Raw genomic sequence first — 24350 nt, forward strand, 5'->3', positions numbered from 1 at the left:
CCTCACTTTTCGGATCGCCTCATGTCCATACGCATTCAAACCGCCGATTTCGACCTTTCTACAGAATTGCTTGCATTGCGGCGCAGTAATCCCAAAATTGGGGCGATCGTCAGTTTTGTCGGCGCTGTACGAGATATCAACGACGGCAGCGCGGTTGCGCAAATGGAGCTGGAACATTATCCCGGCATGACTGAAAAGTCGCTGGCTGCGATAGTCGGGCAGGCCCAGGCGCGTTGGGATATTTTCGATGCGCTGGTGATTCATCGGGTCGGGCCGTTGCAGCCGCTGGACCAGATCGTACTGGTGGCAGTTGCCTCGGCGCACCGCGGCGAGGCCTTCGCGGCCTGTGAGTTCATCATCGATTATCTGAAGACCGAAGCGCCGTTCTGGAAAAAAGAACAGACGCCCGAAGGCGCGCGCTGGGTTGATGCGCGCGACAGCGACGACGCGGCGCTGACCAAGTGGCAGCGCTAACCGGCATCTATACCAATATTGCAACGCGGTGACTGCGACAGGCCACCGGCGCACGTGAAGCTGCGCCTGTCTGGCGCAATTACGCTCCGGACCACCGGTTTCGCTATTTATGGCGCACTTTCTGCTGGATTAAGCAAGCAACTGGCGCAAATTAGCCGCACATATATAAATCGCTAAAACCGGCCGTATGCGCTGTCGACATCTATACTGAAGCGTCGACAGGCCTCGTTCCGACTTTCCCAGGCGGGTTGCGCTAAACGCCATGGGTATTCTGAATACCTGGTCCAATCTACTCAAACATTCTTGAAATACACGCTCAAGTCCCAATTTTCCATGCAGTAGACATTTTGGAGGAAACCATGCGTTTCGACAAACTCACCACAAAACTGCAGGAAGCGATTGCCGATGCCCAGAGCCAGGCAGTCGGGAATGACAATCAATATATCGAGCCGGTCCATGCCCTGATTGCATTGCTGAATCAGGACGACGGTAGCGCCCGTTCGCTGTTGCAACGGGCCGGCGTCAACATTGCCGGGTTGTCGAGCGGACTCAAGGCGGCGCTGGAGCGCTTGCCTAAAGTCACCGGCAACAGCGGCGAGGTACAGATTGGCCGTGATTTGCAGGGATTGCTGAACCTGGCGGACAAGGAAGCGCAAAAGCATGGCGATCAATTCATTGCCAGTGAAATGCTGTTGCTTGGCTTACTCGAGGATAAATCCGACGCCGGCAAACTGGCGCGCCAGCACGGCCTGAGCCGTACGGCGCTGGAAGCTGCCATCAGCGCGGTGCGCGGTGGCGACAACGTGGCATCGCAGGATGGCGAGGGTCAGCGCGAGGCATTGAAGAAATACACGCTCGATCTGACTGAACGCGCACGGCAAGGCAAACTCGATCCGGTGATCGGTCGTGATGACGAAATTCGCCGGGCGATCCAGGTTTTGCAACGCCGCAGCAAAAACAATCCGGTATTGATCGGCGAACCCGGTGTCGGTAAAACCGCCATCGTTGAAGGCCTGGCGCAGCGTATTGTGAATGGCGAAGTTCCGGATAGTCTGAAATCAAAACGTGTGTTGTCGCTGGACATGGCTTCCCTGCTGGCGGGGGCCAAATTCCGCGGCGAATTTGAGGAACGCCTGAAAGCGGTGCTCAAGGAAATCGCTCTGGATGAAGGACAGACCATCGTCTTCATCGACGAATTGCACACCATGGTTGGCGCCGGGAAAGCCGAAGGCGCCATCGACGCAGGCAACATGCTCAAGCCTGCACTGGCGCGTGGCGAATTGCATTGCGTAGGCGCAACGACGCTGGATGAATATCGTAAATACATCGAAAAGGATGCCGCACTGGAACGTCGTTTCCAGAAAATTCTGGTGGATGAGCCAACGGTCGAAGCGACGATCGCAATTTTGCGCGGCTTGCAGGAAAAATACGAAGTCCATCATGGCGTGGAAATCACCGACCCGGCTATCGTCGCTGCCGCTGAATTGTCGCATCGCTACATTACCGATCGTTTTTTGCCAGACAAGGCGATTGATCTGATCGATGAAGCGGCTGCCAAGATCAAGATTGAAATCGACTCCAAACCGGAGGTAATGGATAAACTTGACCGTCGTTTGATTCAACTCAAGATCGAACGCGAGGCGGTCAAAAAGGAAAAGGATGAGGCTTCTCAAAAGCGCCTTAGCCTGATCGAGCAGGAAATCGAGAAACTGGAGCGCGAATACGCCGATCTGGAAGAAGCCTGGAAAGCCGAAAAGGCCAGCGCCCAGGGCAGTAAGCATCTGAAAGAAGAGATCGAAAAACTGCGCCTGCAAATCGATGAAGCGACCCGCAAAAGCGATTGGCAAAAAGTTTCCGAACTGAAATACGGCAAGATGAATGAACTTGAGCAGGCGCTCGAAGCGCAGCAGAAGCAGGACGCGCTGGCCGAGGCGCATCCCGATCCGAGCGCCAAGCCCAGGTTGGTGCGGACCCAGGTCGGCGCCGAGGAAATTGCAGAAATTGTTTCGCGTGCCACCGGTATTCCGGTCTCCAAGATGATGCAGGGCGAACGCGAAAAATTGTTGAAGATGGAGGATGAGTTGCATCGTCGCGTGGTTGGTCAGGATGAAGCGATCGTCGCTGTCTCCGATGCGATTCGTCGTTCACGCGCCGGCTTGAGCGACCCTGACCGCCCCTACGGTTCCTTTATGTTCCTGGGGCCGACCGGGGTCGGTAAAACCGAGTTGTGCAAAGCCCTGGCCGGCTTCCTGTTCGATACCCAGGACGCCATGATACGCATCGACATGAGCGAATTCATGGAGCGGCATTCGGTCGCGCGCCTGATCGGTGCGCCACCGGGCTACGTAGGCTACGAGGAGGGCGGCTATCTGACCGAAGCGATACGTCGCAAACCGTACAGCGTGATTCTGCTCGACGAAATTGAGAAGGCGCATCCGGATGTCTTCAATGTCCTGCTGCAGGTGCTCGACGATGGCCGCATGACAGATGGTCAGGGCCGTACCGTGGACTTCAAAAATACCGTGATCGTGATGACGTCGAATTTGGGATCGCACCGGATTTCTGCGATGGAAGGCAGCGATCCGGAGGAGGTGAAGCTGGAAGTCATGGCGGAGGTCAGAATTCACTTCCGTCCGGAGTTTATCAATCGCATCGATGAAATCGTGGTGTTTCATGCACTTGATGAAAAGAACATCGGCGCCATCGCCAAGATCCAGCTGAAGATATTGGAACAGCGTCTTGAGAAGTTAGACATGCGGCTGGAGATTTCGGAGGGGGGGCTGCAAAAGGTCGCAGAAGCTGGCTTCGATCCGGTATATGGCGCGCGGCCGTTGAAGCGGGCGATTCAGCAACAGATCGAAAATCCATTGTCCAAATTCATATTGGAAGGCAAATTCGGCCCTAAAGATGTCATCCATATAAGTGTTGGCAACGGAGAACTTGTTTTCAATAAGGCAAGCTAAGTCATTACTTTTATGAGGGAAAGAGTAGAATCAGCCTGATCTTGCCAGTGCTTTACAACGACAAAAAAAGCCACAAGGGATACCGAGTGGCTTTTTTTGTGTCTGCCGGTTAGGGCGCCTTAACTAGTTTTCTCTAGGAAGAATTTGAAGCAATACTCGTTACAACGCCTATTTATTCTGCCCTTTGTGATGCTGATGTTCTGCCTGGCGGCGACCATCGGCTGGTTCTTATATCGGGCCGGGCAGAATGCGACGGACGCCATATCGCAAAAGGCCCTGGCTGATTTGATGAGCAGCATCGATCAGGCTACCGAACGCCAGATACACGATGCGAAAGCGACGCTGCGCGTGATTACGGCCGCGCCCCTGACACAGCAAGCCGGGCCGGTAGCCAATGTGCGCGACTTGCAGGAACGACTCTGGATCGCCGGCAGCCTGTTTCCCGAGTCCAGTAGTTTTGTTTGCTTTGGCGGTGTCGATGGCCAGTTTGTCGGCCTCAGAAAAGTCGGCGATAAAGAGTTCCTGCTGCGCGTGCGTGGTCCGAAGTTGGGGCCGAGTTCGCTCTACCGCACAAACGGACCAAATGGCGAGTTGACGCTATTGAGAACCGATGAGTACGAGCCGCGCGAGCGAGCCTGGTATCTCAATGCGCTCAAGCAAGGCGAAGAAAGCTGGTCGCCGATATTTGCCGGGATCCGCAGCAACGAACCTGCCATGATGCTGGCACGCGTGGTTGCCACTGCAGAGGCGAAAATATATGGCGTGGTGGCGACAGAGATGCCGCTCGGGCCGTTGCGCGACTTTTTGCGCTCGTTGCCGATCGAAAAGAACGGGTTGGCTTTTATTGCGGAGCGCAATGGCGATCTGGTTGCCAGTTCGACCGCCGAGAATGTCTATGAAGGCCGGGCGAACGCCGTGACGGAAGAGTCTTACAGGTCGATTCCGCTTGGCCGGAAACAGCCGCTCAGGCGGAATGTAACTACCAGTACGTCGGCGTTAATGCGCTTGGCATGGCAAGCGGTGCAGCCACAGCTGACGCTGCAGCAAGGTGACGGTCGTCACGTCACGCCCGCAGGTGCGGCAGGCGCCAGACCACCACTGATCAGCGCCGTATTGAATAGTTCGCTGGGCCAGATCGAGGTGGCTGCGCGGGTTTATCGCGATGCTGTCGGACTGGATTGGGTCACGGTGATAGCAACCCCGCGTTCGAATTTCTGGAATTCGATTAACGGCGGTATGTATCACAGCTTGCTGCTCGGTCTTACCGCGATCCTGATTACGACGGTGCTTGGTTTTGTGATTCTGCGCTGGGCATTGCGGGATATCCGCAAGCTGACGCTGGCCGCACAAAACATCGGTAGCGGCGAGCCTTTCACTTCCCTGGATATTCATCGCAATGATGAGATCGGTCGACTGGCGCAAAGCTTTCAGGAAATGGAGCGCAGCTTGCGTACAGATCGGCTGACCAATTTACTCAACCGCGAATCATTCACTGCGCAGATTGAATTCATGCGCCGTAACGCCCACGATCCGAAGTCGTTCGGCTTTGCGATGCTGTTTATCGATTTGAATAAATTCAAGGGCGTCAATGACCAGTTCGGACATGAACAGGGAGATCGGGTTTTGATCGAGGTGGCGCAACGCCTGCAGAATGCCTTGCGCAAGGATGATGCCGTGGCACGCTTTGGCGGTGATGAATTCGTGGTTTACCTGCACGGTGTAACCGATCAGGATGTGGCGCTGGCAATTTGCCAAAAAATAATCGCAGTGCTTGAAACGCCGATCGAGATGTACGATGGCACCAGGTATTCGGTTGGTGCATCGATAGGCGGCGCTTTATACCCGGCGGATGGCGTGGATCTCGAAACCTTGTTGAGAGTTGCCGACAGCCGGATGTATAGTATGAAAAAATTTGGCGGCCAGACCGACTAGGCGCTGGTCCGGGCATAGATTCCAGACTGTGTATTTCAAGGAGAAGAGAGTGATTTTTGCCACCTGCGATATTTGCGATGCCAACGAAGACAAACTCGGCGATGGTCGTTTAAGCGTGTTGCCGCCGGTATTTTTGGCGTTCGGCAAACAAGTCAGCTTTTTTGGGCAGGCCCGTACACTGAAAGTCTTCGAGGATAATGTGCTGGTGCGCGCCGCACTCGAAACCCCCGGTCACGGCCAGGTGCTGGTGGTGGATGGCGGCGCAAGCTTGCGCTGCGCGTTAGTGGGTGGAAACCTCGGCCTGCTGGCAGAAAAGAATGGCTGGGCCGGCATCATCGTCAACGGTTGCGCACGCGATTCGGTTGAGTTGAATGGCTGCAATATCGGCATCCGCGCATTGGCCCTCCATCCGCAGCGCAGCGTGCGAAAAGGCATAGGCGAACAGGATATTCGGGTCTCGATAGCCGGTGTGGCGGTGATGCCAGGCGACTGGATTTATGCCGATGCCGACGGACTGCTGGTGGCCGCTGAAAAATTGCATTGAGATAAGTGCGGATGGCTGCTGCGTCTGCTGTGACTAACATCGAAGCTGCGCCTTGAGCAGGACCACCAGTGCGCCTGATCCGCCGTCGGCGTCATTGGCCTGGCAAAAAGCCACAACCTCCTCCATCTGTACCAGCCAGTCGCGGACTTTTCCTTTCAACACCGGCTCCTGATTGACCGAGCCGAATCCTTTGCCGTGAATGATGCGCACACAGCGCCAGCCGCGTTTGTTGGCCAGGCGCAGGAATTCGGCGAGTATGTCGCGCGCCTGATCGGTGCGCAGGCCATGCAGATCCAGCTGTTGTCGGATAGCCCAATGTCCGCGCTGCAGTTTCGGTAGCACATCGGGACCGACGCCACTGCGGGCGAAGCGCAAGTGATCGTCGCTGTCGAGCAGATTTTCTATACTGAATTCGTCGGAAAGCGATGCTTGCAGTATGGCCGGTGGATTGAATTGCTGATTTTTCAGGCGTGGATGTGGAATTGGTGCCGGCTTATGGGCCGTGATTCTGTCGGAGGATTTGAGTGGGAATACCGGGCCAACGCTATGGTGAAACTGATTGTTTTCACGCTGCGCCTGTTGCTCGCGACGCAGGCGTTCAGCGGCGGCGGCCTGACGGGCTTCGTGCTGCGCCTTTAGTTCTTTGCGCAGGGGTTTGAGGGCGCGGAAATCTTTGATCGGGCCGGACATGGGAGTGGTTCTGGAGTGTAAGTAATGTCGGGCTTGGCTGGCTTATTTTTTCTTTGCAGTCGGGTTGAGCGGTTGTATGTTGCCGATGCTTTTACGGAAAATTTCGGCGTCGCGGTTGGCTTGCTGTTCGTGCTGTTGCCGTTCTGCAGCTTCGGCCAGGCGGGTTTCTTCCTGCAATTTCAACTTTTGTTGCAGGGATTTCAGGTCGTTGAAGTCTTTGATGGGCGTGGTCATGAGGCTGCCTCCAATATTCTGTGTTCTGTTGCCGGCTTTTATGCGGGTGTCGCTCCGCTGGGATTTTTCGAGGGTATTTGGCACTCGGAATAGCACTTCAACATCAACGCAAACTATAACGCCGTCGCCTGCCATCGGCGGGCGACGGCGTTGAATTTACTCTTCCAGAAAGCGTTGTGCGTCGAGCGCGGCCATGCAGCCGGTACCGGCGCTGGTAATGGCTTGGCGGTAGATGTGGTCCTGGACGTCGCCGGCGGCAAATACGCCTGCTATGCTGGTGGCGGTAGCCATGCCTTCGAGGCCGGTTTTGGTTTTGATGTAGCCGTTGTGCATGCTGAGCTGACCTTCAAAAATACCGGTATTCGGCTTGTGGCCGATGGCAACGAAGACGCCGTGCACTTTGATTGGCGTGACCATGCCGTCTACGGTCGATTTTATGTTGATGCCGGTGACGCCGCTGGTGTCGCCTGTGACTTCTTCCAGCGTGTGGTTCCATTTGATTTCGATGTTGCCTGCGGCAACTTTGGCCATCAGGCGGTCGATCAGGATAGGTTCGGCGCGGAATTTTTCGCGGCGGTGAATCAGGGTGACTTTGGTGGCGATGTTGGACAGATACAGCGCTTCTTCCACCGCAGTATTCCCGCCGCCAACCACTGCGACTTCCTGGCCTTTGTAAAAGAAACCGTCGCAGGTGGCGCAAGCCGACACGCCTTTGCCCATAAAGGCTTCTTCCGAAGGCAGGCCCAGGTATTGCGCCGATGCGCCGGTGGCGATGATCAAGGCGTCACAAGTGTATTCGCCGGAATCACCGATCAGGCGGAATGGCTTTTCCGATAACTTGGCGGTGTGGATATGGTCGAAAATGATTTCGGTGTTGAATTCTTCAGCATGCTTCAGCAGGCGCTGCATCAGATCCGGACCTTGCACGCCGCCATGGTCGCCGGGCCAGTTTTCGACGTCGGTGGTGGTCATCAATTGACCGCCCTGTTCGATCCCGGTAATCAACACTGGCTTCAGATTGGCGCGCGCGGCATAGACTGCGGCCGCGTAACCGGCGGGGCCTGAGCCGAGAATTAATACGTGGGCGTGTTTGATTGGTTTTTCAGTGCTCATAAATGATCTCAGGTGAAGGTGTCGGGGCGTCTGACGACTGCTGCATATCTGCTAACTGAACATGTGACCGCTTGGTAAATGGTAAAAAGCGCGGCCAAAACATCGTTGAATACCGATATGGGATCTTAAATTAAGATATCAAGCAGGTCCTGGCGGTGCTGACCAGTGTGCGGCGCTAATTTATAAATCCGTAACAAAAGATGAATATTGTCGGGGCGATCAAAAATGCGGCTCAAAACTGGTTAAGATTATAGTCGAAGCGGCGATTTTGACGTACTCGGCAGTCTAAATGTGTTGATACCCGAGAACCATTTTGCTGTACTGCATCAAAGGAAGCGGGCACTGCATCATTCAAGTGCATAATTTCACCTTGTTGGCGGGAGTTGGCCGGATTCAAAATTCCAACATGTATTTTTAGTATCAACCAGTATTGCCAATCGGATTTATGACTAGAACAACGCAAGCTTATACCCGCAGTGCCAAGCCGAAGGCCGCGCCGCCGCCTCAGAATCGCCTGGTGCGGCTGCTGTCAGAGGCACGCTGGATCATCTTCGCGGTCCTGACCGCTTATCTGGTGATCATTTTCATGAGCTATTCCAAGACGGATCCGGGCTGGTCGCATGCGAGCGCGGTGACGCACCTGGACAACTGGGGCGGGCGCATAGGTGCCTGGCTGGCTGACCTGATGTTGTTTGTGTTCGGCGCATCGGCCTGGTGGTGGTGTGTATTACTGCTACGTTCGTTGTGGATTGGTTATCGGCGCATCTCACAACGCCTGGTGGTCGAGAGTGAGCCGGAGCTGGAGCCGGAGCATCCGCACGAAGGCCTGATTCGCGGCATCGGCTTTGTCCTGATACTGGCCGGTAGCATGGGCATCGAATACATGCGTATGTATTCGATGCATATGCAATTGCCACGGGCGCCCGGTGGCGTGCTGGGCCGGCTGATCGGCGGCAATGCGCAGAGCGCGCTGGGATTTACCGGTGCCACGCTGATATTGTTGTTGCTATTCGCACTCGGCGTCAGCCTGTTTTTTCATGTTTCCTGGCTGACGGTGGCTGAGCGGATTGGCCAGGGTGTCGAGGGCGCGATTCTGTGGATCAGGAATTTGATCGCCGCGCGCGCAGACCGCAAGGCCGGTTATGTCGCCGCTGTCAAGCGCGAGGAAGTTGTGGTTCAGGAACGTGCCAAGATTGTCGAAGCGCCGCCGATCCGTATCGAACCGCAAATTGTCACGGTACAAAAATCTGAACGGGTGGAAAAAGAAAGACAAACCACGCTGTTTCAGGATCTTCCGGACACCAACCTGCCACCCCTGGCCTTGCTGGATGCAGCACCGCCGGCGCAGGAAACCGTCAGCGTCGAGACACTGGAATTCACCAGTCGCCTGATTGAGAAAAAGCTGTCAGATTTCGGCGTTCAGGTGAAAGTGGTGGCGGCCTACCCGGGACCGGTCATTACGCGTTATGAAATCGAACCGGCAACCGGCGTCAAAGGTAGCCAGATTGTCGGCCTGGCGCGAGATCTGGCGCGCTCGTTATCGCTGACGTCGATCCGCGTGGTGGAGGTGATTCCCGGCAAAATGTTCATGGGCCTGGAATTGCCGAATCCAAAACGCCAGATCGTTCGCCTGACCGAAATTCTCAGTTCCAAAGTCTACAACGACGGCGTCTCCAGTCTGACGATCGCACTCGGCAAAGACATTGGCGGCCATCCGGTAGTGGCCGATCTGGCCAAGATGCCGCACTTGCTGGTGGCAGGTACTACCGGTTCAGGTAAATCGGTCGGGATCAATGCCACCATTCTGTCGCTGCTGTATAAATCCGATCCAAAGCAGGTGCGCTTGATTTTGATCGATCCGAAAATGCTGGAATTGTCGATTTATGAAGGCATTCCGCATTTGCTGGCACCGGTTGTGACCGATATGCGGCAGGCCGGCCACGCGCTGAACTGGGCCGTCAATGAGATGGAGCGGCGCTACAAGCTGATGTCGAAGATGGGCGTGCGCAATCTGGCGGGGTATAACCAGAAGATAATAGACGCTGACAAACGCGAAGAAAAAATCCCGAATCCGTTCAGCCTGACGCCGGACGCGCCGGAACCGCTGGAGAAACTCCCCACTATCGTTGTCATTATCGATGAGTTGGCGGACTTGATGATGGTCGTTGGGAAAAAGGTGGAAGAACTGATCGCCCGTATCGCGCAAAAAGCCCGTGCGGCCGGTATTCACTTGATTTTGGCCACGCAGCGCCCATCTGTAGACGTGATTACCGGCCTGATCAAGGCCAACGTCCCGACCCGGATTGCATTCCAGGTCAGCAGCAAGATCGATTCGCGCACGATTCTGGATCAGATGGGGGCGGAAGCACTGCTCGGTATGGGGGATATGTTGTACATGCCGCCAGGTACCGGTTTGCCGATTCGCGTCCACGGCGCGTTTGTGTCGGATGAAGAAGTGCATCGCGTGGTGGATTATTTGAAGGAACAAGGCGAGCCGAATTACGTTGAAGGTATTCTTGAAGGCGGCGTGGCCGAAGATGGCGACGGCGGCGTGAGCGGTGGCGCAACCGCTGGAACCGAAGGTGACGAACTGTACGATCAGGCGGTCGCCGTGGTCCTGAAGAATCGGCGTGCCTCGATTTCACTGGTGCAACGGCACTTGCGTATCGGTTATAACCGCGCCGCCCGTTTGCTGGAACAAATGGAGCAAAGCGGGCTGGTGTCGACCATGCAGTCGAATGGTAACCGTGAGATTTTGGTGCCGGCGGGAAATCCGGAATAACCGACGGCGTAAGGCCGCCAAGCAAGAAGATAGTCAAGCAGGACGGAACACGCTACGCTTTTCTTCCCTGCCTGGCGGCTATCCTAACTATAAAGAACATGCAATGAAAGCTATCGTGAATCCAACTACAAATGCAGTCCAGCGCAACAATGTCAGGTTGAATGAACAGTCGAGTGCCGGCGCTGTGCGCTGGTTCAGCACGCGCAAACTGGTGACGAGCCTGGCCTTGTCAGTCGTGCTGTTGCCAGGCATTGCCAGCGCAAGTGCACTGGAACAATTCAAATCCTTCGTCAGTAGCACGCAGTCGGCCAAAGGCGAGTTCACCCAGCGTTTGGTCAAAACCGATGGCGGCACCAAGACTGCCAAGTTATCGACGGAATCAACCGGCACTTTTATTTTTGCCCGTCCCGGTAAATTTATCTGGACCTATCTGAAGCCGTACGAGCAAGTGCTGCAAGCAGATGGCGACAAGCTGTACATGTACGATAAGGATTTGAATCAGGTAACGACCAAGAAGCTGGGTAACGCACTCGGTTCCTCGCCTGCGGCGATCCTGTTCGGCAGCAATGACCTGGAAAAGAATTTCACGCTGAAAGAAGGAACGCCGAAGGATGGTCTGGAGTGGCTGGAAGTGAAGCCAAAGGCCAAGGACACGACTTTTGATCAGATCGGAATCGGTTTGCGGAATGGTGTGCCTGTTGCGATGGAATTGCGTGATTCGTTCGGTCAGGTTTCACTGCTGTCGTTCAAAAACTTCGTCAAGAATCCACCGGCACCTAGCGGCGGTTTCAAGTTTGTGGTGCCTAAGGGCGCCGACGTTTTCAACAATTGAGATAGCCGCTTGGGTATTGCTTGGCGGCACCCGATTCCGGGTGATGCGGCCTTATCTGAACTAACCTGCCTCCAAAAAAGCCAATTTGTCATTTGCCGAACGCCACATCGCATGTTCCGGCAGCGGCGCTTGCGAGCGCGTGATGGGCTTCCAATCGGCGCGCGCCGCCAGTTCTGCATTCAGTCTGCTGAAATGGCGCTGATCGTCCGGCAGGTCAATCTCGTTATAAATTGCGCCGACCGGGCATTCTGGCACGCACATCGAGCAATCGATGCACTCGTCCGGCGCGATGGCCAGGAAATTAGGCCCTTCACGAAAGCAGTTCATCGGACAGACGTCGACGCAGCTGGTGTATTTGCAGAGGATGCAGGAATCGGTAACGACGAAGGGCATGGCGAGTTTCTGAAGTTGGCGGTGGCTTTGGGGCCGACAGGTTCCCGGGCAGCGCCGGATTTTCTCATATTCGGCGGTTTTGCGTCGCCGTCGCCAAAGAAATTCTTCATGCGCTAGACTGATGCGCTGTGATATTTTTGCCGGATCTATTTTTAACAAGTCTGTTTTTTTTGCTGAGCGCCTTTGCCATGTCTGATCTTTTCAAAGTAGAACCTACGCCACCGCTGGCCGAGGCTCTTCGTCCTGCCAAGCTCGATGAAGTTATCGGCCAAAGCCATCTGCTGGGAGCGGGTAAGCCGTTGCGTCTGGCTTTCGAGTCCGGCAAGCCGCATTCGATGATTCTTTGGGGGCCGCCCGGTGTCGGAAAAACCACGTTGGCGCGCCTGACTGCGCGTGCGTTTGCCTGTGAATTTATCGCGCTGTCTGCGGTGTTTTCCGGTGTCAAGGACATCCGCGCAGCGATGGAGCAGGCTGAGCAAAATCTGGCGCAGGGCAAACACACGCTGCTGTTTGTTGACGAGATTCATCGCTTCAACAAATCCCAGCAGGATGCATTGTTGCCGTATGCGGAATCAGGGCTGGTGACGTTCATTGGTGCGACGACCGAGAACCCTTCTTTCGAGGTCAATTCGGCGCTGCTTTCGCGGGCGCAAGTCTACGTTTTGCAGGCCTTGAGCGACGCCGAGTTGAAGCAGTTGCTGCTTCGTGCCCAGGAGTTGGTATTGTCCCATCTGCAGTTCGACGATGCGGCCGTCGATACGCTGATTGGCTATGCCGATGGGGATGCGCGGCGCCTTCTCAACTTGCTGGAGCAGTGCAGCGCCGGCATCAAAGCTTCCGGTACGACGCAAGTGACGTCCGAGTTTTTGCAGAATGCGTTGACGCTGAATGCGCGTCGTTTTGACAAGGGCGGCGACAATTTTTATGACCAGATTTCCGCGCTGCATAAGTCGGTGCGCGGTTCCAGTCCTGACGGTGCGTTGTACTGGTTGTGCCGCATGCTGGACGGCGGCGCGGACCCCAGATATCTGGCGCGCCGCGTCGTCAGAATGGCGTGGGAAGACATCGGTATTGCCGACCCGCGGGCGATGCAGATTGCCAACGATGCGGCAGAAACCTTCGAGCGTTTAGGTTCGCCGGAAGGTGAGCTGGCGCTAGGGCAGGCGGTGCTTTACCTGGCGATGGCACCCAAAAGCAATGCCGGCTACAACGCCTTCAACCAGGCCATGGCGTTTGTCCGCAAAGACAAATCGCGCGAGGTGCCGGTGCATCTGCGCAACGCGCCGACCAAGTTGATGAAGGAACTCGGTTACGGTCACGAATACCGCTATGCGCATAGCGAACCTGATGCGTATGCTGCGGGAGAGACCTATTTGCCGGATGACATGCCCGAACCCGGATGGTACGCGCCTGTGCCTAGGGGGCTGGAAATAAAAATCGGCGACAAGCTGACCTGGCTGCGCGAGCTGGATAGGAAAGCGCGCGGGAAGTAACTTCCGAAAGTCCACTGCATCATTTTTTATCTCGAGCGCGCAGGGCCGCCCGGTGCAACCATCCTATTTTCGCGCACCCTCATGAGCAAAAATTGTAGTGGGGCTAAAATTTCTGCTTGACTGGAATTTTAGTATGACTATAATTTCCCTCGGTTTACCGGCTAATTAATATAACCAACAAGCGATCCGCACGGATCAACTGGTAAACACGTGGGGACAGGAATGACAAAGCCACAAGTAGGAAAATCCATCCGGGCGCGGCGCCATGCGGTGAAGAAGACACTCGTGCAGATTGCGGCCGAGACCGGCTTGACTGCCGGCTTTATTTCGCAGGTAGAGCGCAACCTGACCAGTCCTTCGATTACTTCGTTGGTCGTCATCGCAAAAGCGCTTGGCGTGCCGATTGGCGACTTGATTAAACAACCACAACAAGTACAGCCGGATTCATATCATGATCAGCGGCAAGCCTATTCGGTTGCCAGCGGCCAAGTGAAATACGAGCGGTTGTCGACGGTTTTTCCCGGTAGCCAGGTGCATTCGGTCAAGTTCACGATGCCGTCCGGGTACAAGTCGGAATTGGTGTCGCACGAGGGCGATGAAATGGTTTTCGTGCTGAGTGGGCAAGTCGAATACAAGGTGGGCGCCAAGCATTACGTGCTGAGCGTCGGCGACAGCCTTCACTTCGACGGCACGATTCCGCACAGTGTTGAAGCGCTGCAGCACAAAAGCAAGCAGGCCGAGTTGCTTTGGGTCGGAACCGCACAACTATTCGATGGCGCCGATGCGCAGGAACAGGGCAGCGACAACGGCAGATTCCTGCGTGGCACCGAATTTTCTTGAGTCGGTACGGCTTTTGCTTCACTAAATGAATGGAATTGAGGATCTGATGTTCGAGAGCACACAGTACGCGGCGCGCCGTCACCGGCTGAGGCAACAATTTTCATCAGGATTGTTGCTGGTATTGGGGAATACCCATGCTGCGATGAACTACCCGCACAATCACTATTGGTTTCGTCAGGACGCTTCGTTCTCCTATTTCTTCGGATTGGATCATGCCGATCTGGCCGGCGTGATGGATATCGATGCCGGTGTCGATATCCTGTTCGGAGACGATCCGGATATCGAGGAAGTCGTGTGGACCGGGCAACAGCCATCGTTGGTCGAACGCGCCGCGATGGCTGGCGTCGGCACGGTCAAGCCATACAGTGCGTTAAGCGACGTCATCGCCGAAGCGCGCAGCAAGCAGCGCACGATCCATTATTTGCCACCTTATCGCGGCGAATCGATTCTGGAGCTGGCGCGCCTGTTTGCCGGTACGCCAGAGCAGGTGCAGGCCGGTGTCTCGCCAAGCCTGATTGCTGCGGTCATCAGTTTGCGTGAAATAAAAACGGAAGAAGAAGTCGCTGAAATGGAGCGCGCCTTAGCGATCACCAAAGAAATGCACCTCGCGGCGATGCGTCAGGCCAGGCCCGGCAAATTCGAGTATGAGGTGGTCGGGACTATCGAAGGCATCATGCGCGGTCACGATTTGCACGGGGCTTATCCCGTCATTTTTACCAGGCATGGCGAGATCCTGCATAGCCGCGATCACACCCAGCAACTGGCAGCCGGCGATCTGGTGGTGAATGATTCCGGCGTCTCTAGTGCCTTGGGCTACGCTACTGACATCACCCGGACGATTCCGGTCGGCGGAAAATTCAGCGCACGCCAGCGCGCTGTCTATGAGATTGTTTTGCGTGCACAGCAACGCGCCATAGCCGCCATCCATCCGGGGGTGCCGTATCTGGAATTGCACAAGCTGGCGGCGTTGACGATGGTCGAGGGCTTATCCGCGCTTGGTTTTTTCAAAGGCGATCCGCAGCAGGTGGTGGACTCGGGGGCGTATGCGATTTGTTTCCCGCACGGCCTCGGTCACCAGATCGGTCTGGACGTGCATGACATGGAAGGGCTGGGCGAAATCCAGGTTGGGTACGACGCCAGCGTCAACCGCAGCAACTTGTTCGGCTTGCGTAATCTGCGGCTGGCAAAGCCCTTGCTTACCGGCATGGTAATAACGGTCGAACCCGGGATTTACTTTATTCCGGAGCTGATCAAACGCTGGCAGGCAGAAGGCCGTCATGCCGACTTGATTGATTATGGGCGTTTTGCCGAGTACCTTGATTTCGGTGGAATCCGGATTGAAGATAACGTCCTGGTTACCGCAACCGGTGCGCGGGTGTTGGGACCGGCAATTCCCAAAACCTGTGAAGAAGTCGAAGCAGCGATGGCGATGTAATCAAAAGCAAGAAGGTGTTGTTAAATGGATTTACCGGGAAGCACCGCGTGAATACGATGTCACGACATTGCAATATCAACCAAGGGAGAGACGAATGATGATGAAAAATGGAAAATTTGTTGCCAAGCTGGGTTTAGTAGCTGTGTTAAGCGTTTGTGCCGGCCTGGCTTGTGCGCAAGCGAAAAAAACACTGGTGTACTGCTCGGAGGCCAGCCCGGAGGGTTTTAGCCCGCAGTTGTACACTGGCGGCACAACTTTTGACGCCTCTGCCAACCCGCTCTTTAACCGTCTGGTTGAGTTTGAACTGGGAACCACCACGATCAAGCCTGCCTTGGCGGAATCATGGGATATTTCGGCGGACGGCCTGGTTTACACCTTCAAGTTACGCAAAGGCGTGAAGTTCCACAGCAACGCAAAATTCAAGCCGACGCGCGACTTTAACGCCGACGACGTCGTGTTCACTTTCGACCGCATGGGCGACCCCAAGCATCCGTTCCACAAGCTGGCGACCGGACAGACTTTCGGCTACTACCTCGACATGGGGCTGGATAACATCCTCGACAAAGTCGAAAAAGTCGATGACAACACCGTACGTTTCAAACTCAAGCATCCTGAAGCGCCATTCCTCGCCGACCTGGTGATGTATTTTGCCTCGATCTATTCGGCCGAATATGGCGCCCAGTTGCAAAAAGCCGGCACCCTGGACATCATCGACCGCGAGCCGATTGGCACCGGGCCGTTTGAATTTGTGTCGTACCAAAAAGATTCGGTTATTCGTTACAAGGCATTTGATGCGTACTGGGGCGGACGTCCAAAAATCGATAACCTGGTGTATGCCATTACGCCTGATGCATCGGTCCGTTATGCCAAGTTGAAAGCCAATGAGTGCCAAGTGATGTCGTATCCGAAACCGGCCGATTTAGCGGCAATGAAAGCGGATAAAGACATTAATCTGATCGCAAAGCCAGGCATGAACATTGGTTACATTGCGTTCAACGTTGATAAAAAGCCATTCGATAACAAGCTGGTACGGCAAGCATTGAACATGGCGATCGATAAGGAAACCATACTCAAAACGGTGTTTCAAGGCGCAGGCCAGGCGGCAAAAAACCCGATTCCGCCGACACTCTGGTCATACAACGACAAGGTCAAGGATTATCCATATGATTTGAAAAAGGCCAAAGAACTGCTGACCAAGGCCGGTTATCCAAATGGTGTGGAAGTCGAGATGTGGTATCTGCCGGTGCAGCGTCCCTACAATCCTGACGGCAAGCGCATAGGCGAACTGGTGCAGGCAGACTGGGCCAAAATTGGCGTCAAAACCAAGCTCACTACCTACGAATGGGGCGAATATCTGAAGCGCAGCAAAACCGGCGACCAGCAATCGATGATGTTTGGCTGGTCCGGCGATAACGGTGACCCGGATAACTTCTTCGGCAACTTGCTGAGCTGCGAAGGTGTGAAGGGCGGCGGCAACGTTTCACGCTGGTGCGACAAGGAATTTGACGCCCTGATCGAAAAAGCCAAACGGACGTCGAAGCAGTCTGAACGCGCCGTTTTGTATGAAAAAGCACAGGTAATCGCACACGAAGAAGCGCCGTGGATCGACATCGCACACTCGGTGGGCTACGTACCGGTTCGCAAGAATGTGATTGGTTTCAAGATACCGGCAACGCCATATGGCTTCTATTTCGATAAGGTTGATTTAGTCAAGTAAGGTACTTGGCGGAGAGTAGTCGTCATGTCGAACATGGTTTGAAATCTGGTCGTATGATTAAAAACAATCGTCCAGGTTTTAGCTGTACGCGTGCAATGACAACTCTTCGCCATCGTTTCATTCCGACAGGCAGCCATCACGAATGGTCATTCACGCCAAGCTGAACCGATAGTCGGCCCAACAGGCCGCTATCTGGTTCTGAGAGCATTCATTTTTACTTGAACAGGTATTCCTATGTTTGGATTCCTCCTGCGACGCGCAGTTTTGGTCATTCCGACCTTTCTCGGCATCACACTGCTGGTGTTTTTATTGATTCATATGATCCCGGGCAACGTGGTCGAGGCGATATCCGGCGAGCGCGGCATGGACCCTGTGCGTTATGCGCAGATGATGAAAGAATTCGGTCTCGATCAGCCGCTGTACGTGCAATATTTTTCTTATCTGGGGCAGGTATTTCACGGCCATCTCGGGGTTTCCGTGACCACCCACGAATCTGTATTGACAGAATTCCGGACCTTGTTTCCTGCCACGCTGGAACTCGCTACTTGCGCCATGTTGCTGGCGCTGCTGATCGGCGTTCCCGCCGGTATCCTGGCTGCGATAAAGCGCAATACCTTCCTCGATTATTCAGTGATGGGAGCCTCGCTCACCGGCTATTCAATGCCGGTATTCTGGTGGGCGCTGCTGCTGATTCTGCTGTTTTCCGTGACCTTGGGCTGGACCCCGGTATCCGGGCGCATCGATCTGATGTTCGATATTCCGCCGGTCACCGGCTTCATGCTGATCGATAGTTTGTTGGCGGGTGATGCCGGTGCCTTCAAATCGGCGCTGTCGCATCTGATATTGCCGATGATCGCACTTGGCACCATTCCGCTGGCAGTGATTGCACGCATGACCCGCTCGGCGATGCTGGAAGTATTACGCGAAGACTATGTCCGCACCGCCCGCGCCAAAGGTTTGTCGCGCTGGCGCGTGATCGGTATCCACGCCTTGCGCAACGCATTGATTCCGGTGGTGACGGTGATCGGTTTGCAAGTCGGCACCTTGCTGGCCGGCGCCATTCTGACTGAAACCATTTTCTCGTGGCCGGGCATCGGCAAGTGGCTGGTCGGCGCGATTCAGCGTCGCGATTACCCGGTCGTGCAGGGCGGCATTTTGCTTTCCGCCACTATTATCATCATCGTCAACCTGGTCATTGACCTGTTGTACGGCGTGATCAATCCTCGCATACGGCACAACTCATGAACCATACGACCTCGCTTCAGGCTAACGCCTCTGCCACCACTGCGGTCAGTGCGCCGCCAAGTATGCTGCGCGAATTCTGGAGCTATTTCAGCCAGAATCGCGGCGCGGTGATCGGCTTGGCAATCATTGGCATCATCTTGCTCTGCGCCATATTCGCAGACGTCATTGCACCGCATTCCCCGATTGAGCAATTTCGCGATGCGACGCTGGCGCCGCCGGTATGGCAGACTGGTGGGACCGCCAAGTTCCTGCTGGGCACCGATCCGGTTGGCCGCGATATGCTGTCGCGTCTGATCCATGGCACCCGCCTGTCGTTGTTGATCGGACTGGTGTCGGTCTCGCTGTCAATGGTGCTTGGGGTCGTCCTCGGCTTGTTGGCAGGGTACTTCCGCGGCGTGGTTGAAGTGGCCATCATGCGCTTGATGGATATCATGCTGGCACTCCCGAGCCTGCTGCTGGCAGTGGCGGTGGTGGCCATTCTGGGAGCGGGCTTGATGAACGCAATGTATGCGATTGCGATCGTGATGTTGCCGCACTATGCACGGCTGACGCGTGCTGCCGTGATCGGCGAGCTCTCTAAAGACTATGTCAGTGCATCGCGCATTGCCGGTGCCGGCACGCTACGCATCATGTTCAATTGCGTGCTGCCGAATTGTGCAGCACCGCTGATCGTGCAGGCGACGCTGGGATTTTCTACCGCCATTCTCGATGCTGCGGCGCTTGGCTTCCTTGGCCTCGGTGCGCAACCACCGACGCCTGAATGGGGTTCGATGCTGGCCAGTGCACTGGAATTCATCCAGAGCGCCTGGTGGGTCGTGACCTTTCCCGGGCTGGCGATTCTGGTCTCGGTACTGGCGTTTAATTTGATGGGTGACGGGTTGCGTGATGCGCTCGATCCGAAATTGAAGCGCTAATTAAACCTGATAAAGCGAGTAGCCATGGCATTGCTAGAAATTAAAAACCTCGGGGTTGAGTTCGGCTCGACGGTTTCCCCGTTTACCGCCGTCGATGGCCTGGACCTGAACATTGAGGCAGGAGAAGTCGTCGGTATCGTAGGTGAATCCGGCTCCGGCAAGAGTGTCACTTCGCTGGCGCTGATGGGACTGATTGATTACCCGGGTCGGGTCAAAGCCGAACGCATGGCGTTTGACGGCCGTGATCTGCTGACGATGCCGGAAAAGCAGCGCCGTCAATTGTTGGGCAAGGACATTGCGATGATTTTTCAGGATCCGATGACCAGTCTGAACCCGTCCTTCACGGTAGCGTATCAACTGATCGAAACGTTGCGCGTGCATCAAGGCGGTTCCAATAGCGAGCTGCGCGCCCGCGCTCTGGCGCTGCTGAAGCAGGTCGATATTCCGGATCCGGAGCGTCGCCTGGATGCCTATCCGCATCAACTGTCCGGTGGCATGAGCCAGCGCGTCATGGTGGCGATTGCGATCGCCTGCAATCCGCGTCTGTTGATCGCCGATGAACCGACCACCGCACTGGACGTTACCGTACAGGCGCAAATGCTGGAGTTGCTGCTGCAATTGCAGCGCGATCGCGGCATGGCGTTGATGCTGATCACACATGACCTCAGCGTGGTCGCTCAGACGGCGCAGCGGGTGGTTGTGATGTATGCCGGACAAGTGGTGGAAACCGGGCTGGTGCCAACGATTTTCCAGGCGCCGCAACATCCTTATACGCAGGCGCTGCTTGCCGCGCTGCCAGAGCACAACATCGGTCGCGAGCGCTTGCAGACCATTCCCGGCGTTGTGCCCGGTCAGTACGATAGGCCCACCGGTTGTTTGCTCAGCCCGCGTTGCCGTTATGCGGTACAGCGTTGTCGCGAAGAGCGCCCGGCGCTGACCGGTAGCGCCGGAGCGCAGGTGCGTTGCCATTTTCCGCTCGATCGCGCCGGTCAGCCGACCAATGGCTGGACGTTGTTTCAGCCAAACGAGTTATTGAATAGCAGGGCAGCATAATGACGATCACCATTCTCAAGCCAAACGTTTTACTCGAAGCCAGGAATCTCAGTAAACATTACAACGTATCGCAAGGCTGGCTGAAGCCCAAAGCGACTGCGAAGGCGCTGGACGGCGTGACGTTCAGCCTGAGCCAGGGCCAGACCCTGGCCGTAGTCGGGGAATCCGGTTGCGGAAAATCCACGCTGGCGCGCCAGATTACGATGATCGAGCCACCCACCGGCGGCGAGCTGTGGATGGATGGCGCCAACATCGCCGATGCCGACAGGGCGACCCTCAAGCGGGTTCGTCCGTTAGTGCAAATGGTGTTTCAAAATCCATACGCCAGCCTGAATCCGCGCAAGAAGGTCGGTGCGATGCTGGAAGAGCCGCTGATTATCAACACCAGCTTGAGCAAGTCGCAGCGCGCCGAAAAAGCACGAGCCATGATGGCCAAAGTCGGTCTCCGCCCCGAGCACTACAACCGCTTTCCGCATATGTTCTCCGGCGGTCAGCGCCAGCGCGTGGCAATCGCCCGCGCCCTGATGCTGGGCCCGAAAGTGATCGTCGCTGACGAGCCGGTCTCGGCACTGGATGTCTCGATCCAGGCGCAGGTGCTGAATCTGTTGATGGATTTGCAGGATGCCAGCGGTGTCGCCTACCTGTTCATTTCGCATAACCTGGCCGTGGTGGAGCATATCGCCGACGACGTTCTGGTCATGTATCTGGGCAAGGCGGTCGAGCACGGCAGCAAGCAGGACATCTTCAGCCGGCCGCTGCACCCCTACACCAAAGCGCTGCTGGCCAGCACGCCACACATTGATCCGGCGCAGCGTCAGCAAAAGATGATGTTGCCGGGCGAATTACCGTCGCCGCTGGCGCCGCCGCCTGGTTGCAGTTTTAATAACCGTTGTCCGCATGCGGTCGAGCGTTGCCGCCAGCAGGTGCCTGTGCTGGAGGAGTTCGACGGGCGGCTGGTGGCCTGTCATCGGGTTGCGGAAATTAATTAGCGCGTAATTTCTTGCCATCAAAATGCCATGCGACATCGCGGCTTCCGGATTTGCAGCTCTCCCGGGAGCCGTGATGCATTTGCGCCCAGGTTTTGTCCGTCATTCAGCTTGTGCTTGCAACTGCCGTAATACCGTCCGAGCTTGGTACAATGGCGGCTTATTTCTTGGTGATTTAACTTTACGCCCGTACATTCCATGATCGACATCCAACTTCTCCGCAAAGACATCGCTACCGTCGCCAGCCGTTTGGCTGCGCGCAAATTCCAGCTTGACGTCAACGCTTTCAATGCGTTGGAAGCTGAACGCAAGCAAATTCAGAGCCGCACCGAAGAGCTGCAGAGCCAGCGCAATTCGCTGTCCAAGCAAATCGGCATGCTCAAAGGCAAAGGCGAAGATGCATCGGCGGTGATGGCAGAAGTGAGCGGTATCGGTGACGAACTGAAGGCTTCGGCAACCCGCCTTGATCAGGTGCAGGAGCAGTTCAGCAAATTTCTGGAAATCATCCCGAACCTGCCGCATGAATCGGTACCGGTCGGTAGCGACGAATCCGGCAACGTCGAAGTGCGCAAATTCGGTACGCTGCCCAGTTTCGATTTCGACGTACGCGACCATGTCGACGTCGGTGCCGGTGTCGGTCTGGATTTTGATGTCGCCGCCAAGCTGACCGGCTCGCGTTTCTCTGTGATGAAGGGCGGTATCGCCCGTCTGCACCGTGCGCTGGCGCAATTCATGCTCGACACGCATACCGCTGAGCACGGCTATACCGAATGCTATACGCCTTACATCGTCAACGCGGATTCATTGCGTGGGACCGGCCAGTTGCCGAAATTTGAAGAGGATTTGTTCGCCGTCAAAAAAGGCGGTCAGGAAGGCGAGCAGGGCGCCGACAGCGCTGCGCTGTATCTGATCCCGACGGCTGAAGTGCCATTGACGAATATCGTGCGCGATGACATCGTTGCCGGTGAGACGCTGCCGATCAAGATGACTGCGCACTCACCCTGTTTCCGCTCGGAAGCCGGCAGCTACGGTCGCGACACCCGCGGCATGATCCGCCAGCACCAATTCGACAAGGTCGAAATGGTGCAGATCGTGCATCCGGAGCAGTCATACGAAGCGCTTGAGGAAATGGTCGGTCACGCTGAAGTCATCCTGAAAAAGCTCGGCCTGCCATACCGCGTGGTCGCGCTGTGTACCGGTGACATGGGCTTTGGCGCTGCCAAAACCTATGACCTCGAAGTCTGGCTGCCGGCACAAAATACCTACCGCGAGATTTCATCCGTATCAAATATGGAAGCATTCCAGGCGCGCCGCATGCAAGCCCGCTTCCGGAATGCCCAAGGCAAGACCGAGCTGGTGCACACTCTCAACGGGTCCGGCCTGGCGGTAGGCCGGACCTTGGTGGCGGTGCTGGAAAATTACCAGCAAGCCGACGGCAGCGTCGAGATCCCGGCTGTATTGCATCCTTATATGGGCGGTATTACGCGCTTGACGCCCGCACCCTGAGTCTGCAAACCGGCGACAAAATAGCGTCGCAGGTATTGCCGGATCGAAGGTAATGCCATTTTGCAGGCACGGTTAAAAAGAGGTTTCAAGGACAAAAATATCCTGCTATAATCTCGTGCTTTGCTGCAGACCATGCAGCAAACGACCAATAAGGAGAAGTGGCAGAGTGGTCGAATGCGCCAGACTCGAAATCTGGTTTACAGTTTCGCTGTAACGTGGGTTCGAATCCCACCTTCTCCTCCAGATTCAAAGACTTACGTCACATACAACGCTCCTTAATCGGGGCGTTTATTGTTTGTGGTGGGGGAAGTATTGACCATCAAAGTGATTTCTTTCCAATTTTCCCCACGGCAGTAGTCAGGGTATCTATCGCCGGGTGCGAATATCGTTGCGTGGATCGAGAATCTTTGTGTCCCAATGTCCTCCCGACTGTATATAAATCAACGCCCGCATTGATCCGTTCGCTCGCCGCGCTGCGCCTCAGGTCGTGAACGTGAATATGGTCGAGGCCGCAGATTTTGCGTGTATTCATAAACGATCCTTGAATAGTAATTTTCGGCGTGTCTCGATTAGATTTTTTACACGCACCAGAATCTTGGGATGAGTCGGCATGATGCGCGGATCTCCATTTTTTGTGTCGGATATATAAAAGGTATTGCGCCTTGTCTTGATTTACTCAACCACGCCGCTACGTATTGATCGGTAGCGCCGTCTTGTATTTCACCTGCTTCAATGCGAAGCTGGAACGGATATTCTTGATGCCGGCGATCTTGGTCAGGTGATCCAGAATAAAGCGCTCCAGCGCCTGGATATCCGGCACCACGATGCGCAGCAGATAATCCTCGTCACCGGTCATCAGATAGACCTCCATCACCTCCTCGAAGTGACTAACCGCTTGTTCGAAGCGCGCCAGCGCGGCGGACTCCTGTTTCTCCAGACTGATCTGGATGAATACATTCATTTTCAGGCCGAGCGCCGGCGGATCGACCAGCGCGACGTAACCCGAGATCACTTTTTCGGCTTCCAGCTGCTTGACCCGTGCCAGCGTTGGCGAGGCTGATAAATTGATCTTTTTCGCCAGGTCGATATTGCTGATATTGGAATCGTCCTGCAGCGCCTTTAGAATACGCAAATCCGTTGAGTCCAGTTCCATATGCAGTGTAAATGTCTGATCTGTTAATAATTATGGAATTTTATGCTGCAT

21 protein-coding genes and 1 tRNA gene are annotated in these 24350 nt (G+C 55.5%); 16 read left to right on the forward strand and 6 right to left on the reverse strand.

The window, feature by feature from the left end:
* Positions 1-21 precede the first annotated feature (21 nt).
* The 4 genes from moaE (at position 22) to rraA (ending at position 5913) form a co-directional block, all read left to right on the forward strand.
* Positions 22-474 carry a molybdopterin synthase catalytic subunit MoaE gene (moaE, locus tag AC3CHX_RS07680; protein ID WP_488643457.1) on the forward strand — a complete coding sequence of 151 codons (453 nt, stop codon included), beginning with the start codon at positions 22-24 and terminating at the stop codon, positions 472-474.
* A 359-nt stretch (positions 475-833) separates the two neighbouring features.
* Positions 834-3437, forward strand: a complete 2604-nt coding sequence (clpB, locus tag AC3CHX_RS07685; RefSeq protein WP_488643458.1) for an ATP-dependent chaperone ClpB — start codon at positions 834-836, stop codon at positions 3435-3437.
* Positions 3438-3581: 144 nt separating this feature from the next.
* Positions 3582-5369: a diguanylate cyclase domain-containing protein gene (locus AC3CHX_RS07690; RefSeq protein WP_488643459.1), complete on the forward strand. Its 1788-nt coding sequence runs from the start codon at positions 3582-3584 to the stop codon at positions 5367-5369.
* Positions 5370-5418: 49 nt separating this feature from the next.
* A complete protein-coding gene (gene rraA, locus AC3CHX_RS07695; RefSeq protein WP_488643460.1) occupies positions 5419-5913 on the forward strand; it encodes a ribonuclease E activity regulator RraA in 495 nt (164 codons plus the stop codon).
* A gap of 33 nt (positions 5914-5946) precedes the next feature.
* Here the strand turns inward: rraA and AC3CHX_RS07700 are convergent, their stop codons facing one another.
* The 3 genes from AC3CHX_RS07700 to trxB all read right to left on the reverse strand — a co-directional run bounded on the left by AC3CHX_RS07700 (position 5947) and on the right by trxB (position 7950).
* Complete coding sequence (locus AC3CHX_RS07700; protein WP_488643461.1) at positions 5947-6603, reverse strand: Smr/MutS family protein; 657 nt, start codon at positions 6601-6603, stop codon at positions 5947-5949.
* A 42-nt stretch (positions 6604-6645) separates the two neighbouring features.
* Complete coding sequence (locus AC3CHX_RS07705) at positions 6646-6837, reverse strand: hypothetical protein (protein ID WP_488643462.1); 192 nt, start codon at positions 6835-6837, stop codon at positions 6646-6648.
* Between the two features lie 156 nt (positions 6838-6993).
* The gene (gene trxB, locus AC3CHX_RS07710; protein WP_488643463.1) at positions 6994-7950 is read right to left on the reverse strand and encodes a thioredoxin-disulfide reductase; all 957 of its coding nucleotides are present in this window, start codon (positions 7948-7950) and stop codon (positions 6994-6996) included.
* A gap of 445 nt (positions 7951-8395) precedes the next feature.
* Here trxB and AC3CHX_RS07715 point away from each other — a divergent pair, with 445 nt between their 5' ends.
* Both AC3CHX_RS07715 and lolA read left to right on the forward strand, forming a co-directional pair.
* Positions 8396-10732: a DNA translocase FtsK gene (locus AC3CHX_RS07715; protein WP_488643464.1), complete on the forward strand. Its 2337-nt coding sequence runs from the start codon at positions 8396-8398 to the stop codon at positions 10730-10732.
* A 157-nt stretch (positions 10733-10889) separates the two neighbouring features.
* A complete protein-coding gene (gene lolA / locus AC3CHX_RS07720) occupies positions 10890-11564 on the forward strand; it encodes an outer membrane lipoprotein chaperone LolA (protein WP_488644760.1) in 675 nt (224 codons plus the stop codon).
* A gap of 60 nt (positions 11565-11624) precedes the next feature.
* Here lolA and fdxA read toward each other — a convergent pair whose 3' ends face one another.
* Entirely contained in the window at positions 11625-11957 is a 333-nt protein-coding gene (gene fdxA / locus AC3CHX_RS07725; protein WP_488643465.1) for a ferredoxin FdxA, read from the reverse strand.
* Between the two features lie 188 nt (positions 11958-12145).
* Between fdxA and AC3CHX_RS07730 the strand changes: the two genes are divergently transcribed.
* The 10 genes from AC3CHX_RS07730 (at position 12146) to AC3CHX_RS07775 (ending at position 23389) form a co-directional block, all read left to right on the forward strand.
* A complete protein-coding gene (locus AC3CHX_RS07730; protein WP_488643466.1) occupies positions 12146-13450 on the forward strand; it encodes a replication-associated recombination protein A in 1305 nt (434 codons plus the stop codon).
* Positions 13451-13672: 222 nt separating this feature from the next.
* On the forward strand, positions 13673-14290 hold the full coding sequence (locus tag AC3CHX_RS07735; RefSeq protein WP_488643467.1) for a helix-turn-helix domain-containing protein: 618 nt from the start codon (positions 13673-13675) through the stop codon (positions 14288-14290).
* A gap of 46 nt (positions 14291-14336) precedes the next feature.
* A complete protein-coding gene (locus AC3CHX_RS07740; RefSeq protein WP_488643468.1) occupies positions 14337-15725 on the forward strand; it encodes an aminopeptidase P family protein in 1389 nt (462 codons plus the stop codon).
* A 100-nt stretch (positions 15726-15825) separates the two neighbouring features.
* Positions 15826-17442, forward strand: a complete 1617-nt coding sequence (locus tag AC3CHX_RS07745; RefSeq protein WP_488644761.1) for an ABC transporter substrate-binding protein — start codon at positions 15826-15828, stop codon at positions 17440-17442.
* A 234-nt stretch (positions 17443-17676) separates the two neighbouring features.
* The gene (locus AC3CHX_RS07750) at positions 17677-18687 is read left to right on the forward strand and encodes an ABC transporter permease subunit (RefSeq protein WP_488643469.1); all 1011 of its coding nucleotides are present in this window, start codon (positions 17677-17679) and stop codon (positions 18685-18687) included.
* Positions 18684-19601 carry an ABC transporter permease subunit gene (locus AC3CHX_RS07755; protein WP_488643470.1) on the forward strand — a complete coding sequence of 306 codons (918 nt, stop codon included), beginning with the start codon at positions 18684-18686 and terminating at the stop codon, positions 19599-19601. The genes AC3CHX_RS07750 and AC3CHX_RS07755 overlap by 4 nt, the downstream gene beginning before the upstream one ends.
* 24 nt (positions 19602-19625) lie before the next feature.
* Positions 19626-20654: an oligopeptide/dipeptide ABC transporter ATP-binding protein gene (locus AC3CHX_RS07760; RefSeq protein ID WP_488643471.1), complete on the forward strand. Its 1029-nt coding sequence runs from the start codon at positions 19626-19628 to the stop codon at positions 20652-20654.
* Positions 20654-21643, forward strand: coding sequence for a peptide ABC transporter ATP-binding protein (locus tag AC3CHX_RS07765; RefSeq protein WP_488643472.1), 990 nt, complete (start codon positions 20654-20656; stop codon positions 21641-21643). The genes AC3CHX_RS07760 and AC3CHX_RS07765 overlap by 1 nt, the downstream gene beginning before the upstream one ends.
* 195 nt (positions 21644-21838) lie before the next feature.
* Entirely contained in the window at positions 21839-23146 is a 1308-nt protein-coding gene (serS, locus tag AC3CHX_RS07770; RefSeq protein WP_488643473.1) for a serine--tRNA ligase, read from the forward strand.
* 152 nt (positions 23147-23298) lie between these two features.
* Positions 23299-23389, forward strand: a tRNA-Ser gene (locus AC3CHX_RS07775).
* Positions 23390-23465: 76 nt separating this feature from the next.
* Here the strand turns inward: AC3CHX_RS07775 and AC3CHX_RS07780 are convergent.
* Positions 23466-23789, reverse strand: coding sequence for a tyrosine-type recombinase/integrase (locus tag AC3CHX_RS07780; protein WP_488644762.1), 324 nt, complete (start codon positions 23787-23789; stop codon positions 23466-23468).
* A gap of 45 nt (positions 23790-23834) precedes the next feature.
* Complete coding sequence (locus AC3CHX_RS07785; protein WP_488643474.1) at positions 23835-24299, reverse strand: Lrp/AsnC family transcriptional regulator; 465 nt, start codon at positions 24297-24299, stop codon at positions 23835-23837.
* Positions 24300-24350: the final 51 nt, after the last annotated feature.

The organism is Glaciimonas sp. OK215 (assembly GCF_057787885.1).

Coding starts and splice junctions, on each gene's coding strand:
- moaE (WP_488643457.1), top strand. CDS start 22: ATGTCCATACGCATTCAAACCGCCGATTTCGACCTTTCTACAGAATTG.
- clpB (WP_488643458.1), top strand. CDS start 834: ATGCGTTTCGACAAACTCACCACAAAACTGCAGGAAGCGATTGCCGAT.
- AC3CHX_RS07700 (WP_488643461.1), bottom strand. CDS start 6,603: ATGTCCGGCCCGATCAAAGATTTCCGCGCCCTCAAACCCCTGCGCAAA.
- AC3CHX_RS07705 (WP_488643462.1), bottom strand. CDS start 6,837: ATGACCACGCCCATCAAAGACTTCAACGACCTGAAATCCCTGCAACAA.
- trxB (WP_488643463.1), bottom strand. CDS start 7,950: ATGAGCACTGAAAAACCAATCAAACACGCCCACGTATTAATTCTCGGC.
- AC3CHX_RS07715 (WP_488643464.1), top strand. CDS start 8,396: ATGACTAGAACAACGCAAGCTTATACCCGCAGTGCCAAGCCGAAGGCC.
- fdxA (WP_488643465.1), bottom strand. CDS start 11,957: ATGCCCTTCGTCGTTACCGATTCCTGCATCCTCTGCAAATACACCAGC.
- AC3CHX_RS07730 (WP_488643466.1), top strand. CDS start 12,146: ATGTCTGATCTTTTCAAAGTAGAACCTACGCCACCGCTGGCCGAGGCT.
- AC3CHX_RS07735 (WP_488643467.1), top strand. CDS start 13,673: ATGACAAAGCCACAAGTAGGAAAATCCATCCGGGCGCGGCGCCATGCG.
- AC3CHX_RS07740 (WP_488643468.1), top strand. CDS start 14,337: ATGTTCGAGAGCACACAGTACGCGGCGCGCCGTCACCGGCTGAGGCAA.
- AC3CHX_RS07745 (WP_488644761.1), top strand. CDS start 15,826: ATGAAAAATGGAAAATTTGTTGCCAAGCTGGGTTTAGTAGCTGTGTTA.
- AC3CHX_RS07750 (WP_488643469.1), top strand. CDS start 17,677: ATGTTTGGATTCCTCCTGCGACGCGCAGTTTTGGTCATTCCGACCTTT.
- AC3CHX_RS07755 (WP_488643470.1), top strand. CDS start 18,684: ATGAACCATACGACCTCGCTTCAGGCTAACGCCTCTGCCACCACTGCG.
- AC3CHX_RS07760 (WP_488643471.1), top strand. CDS start 19,626: ATGGCATTGCTAGAAATTAAAAACCTCGGGGTTGAGTTCGGCTCGACG.
- AC3CHX_RS07765 (WP_488643472.1), top strand. CDS start 20,654: ATGACGATCACCATTCTCAAGCCAAACGTTTTACTCGAAGCCAGGAAT.
- serS (WP_488643473.1), top strand. CDS start 21,839: ATGATCGACATCCAACTTCTCCGCAAAGACATCGCTACCGTCGCCAGC.
- AC3CHX_RS07785 (WP_488643474.1), bottom strand. CDS start 24,299: ATGGAACTGGACTCAACGGATTTGCGTATTCTAAAGGCGCTGCAGGAC.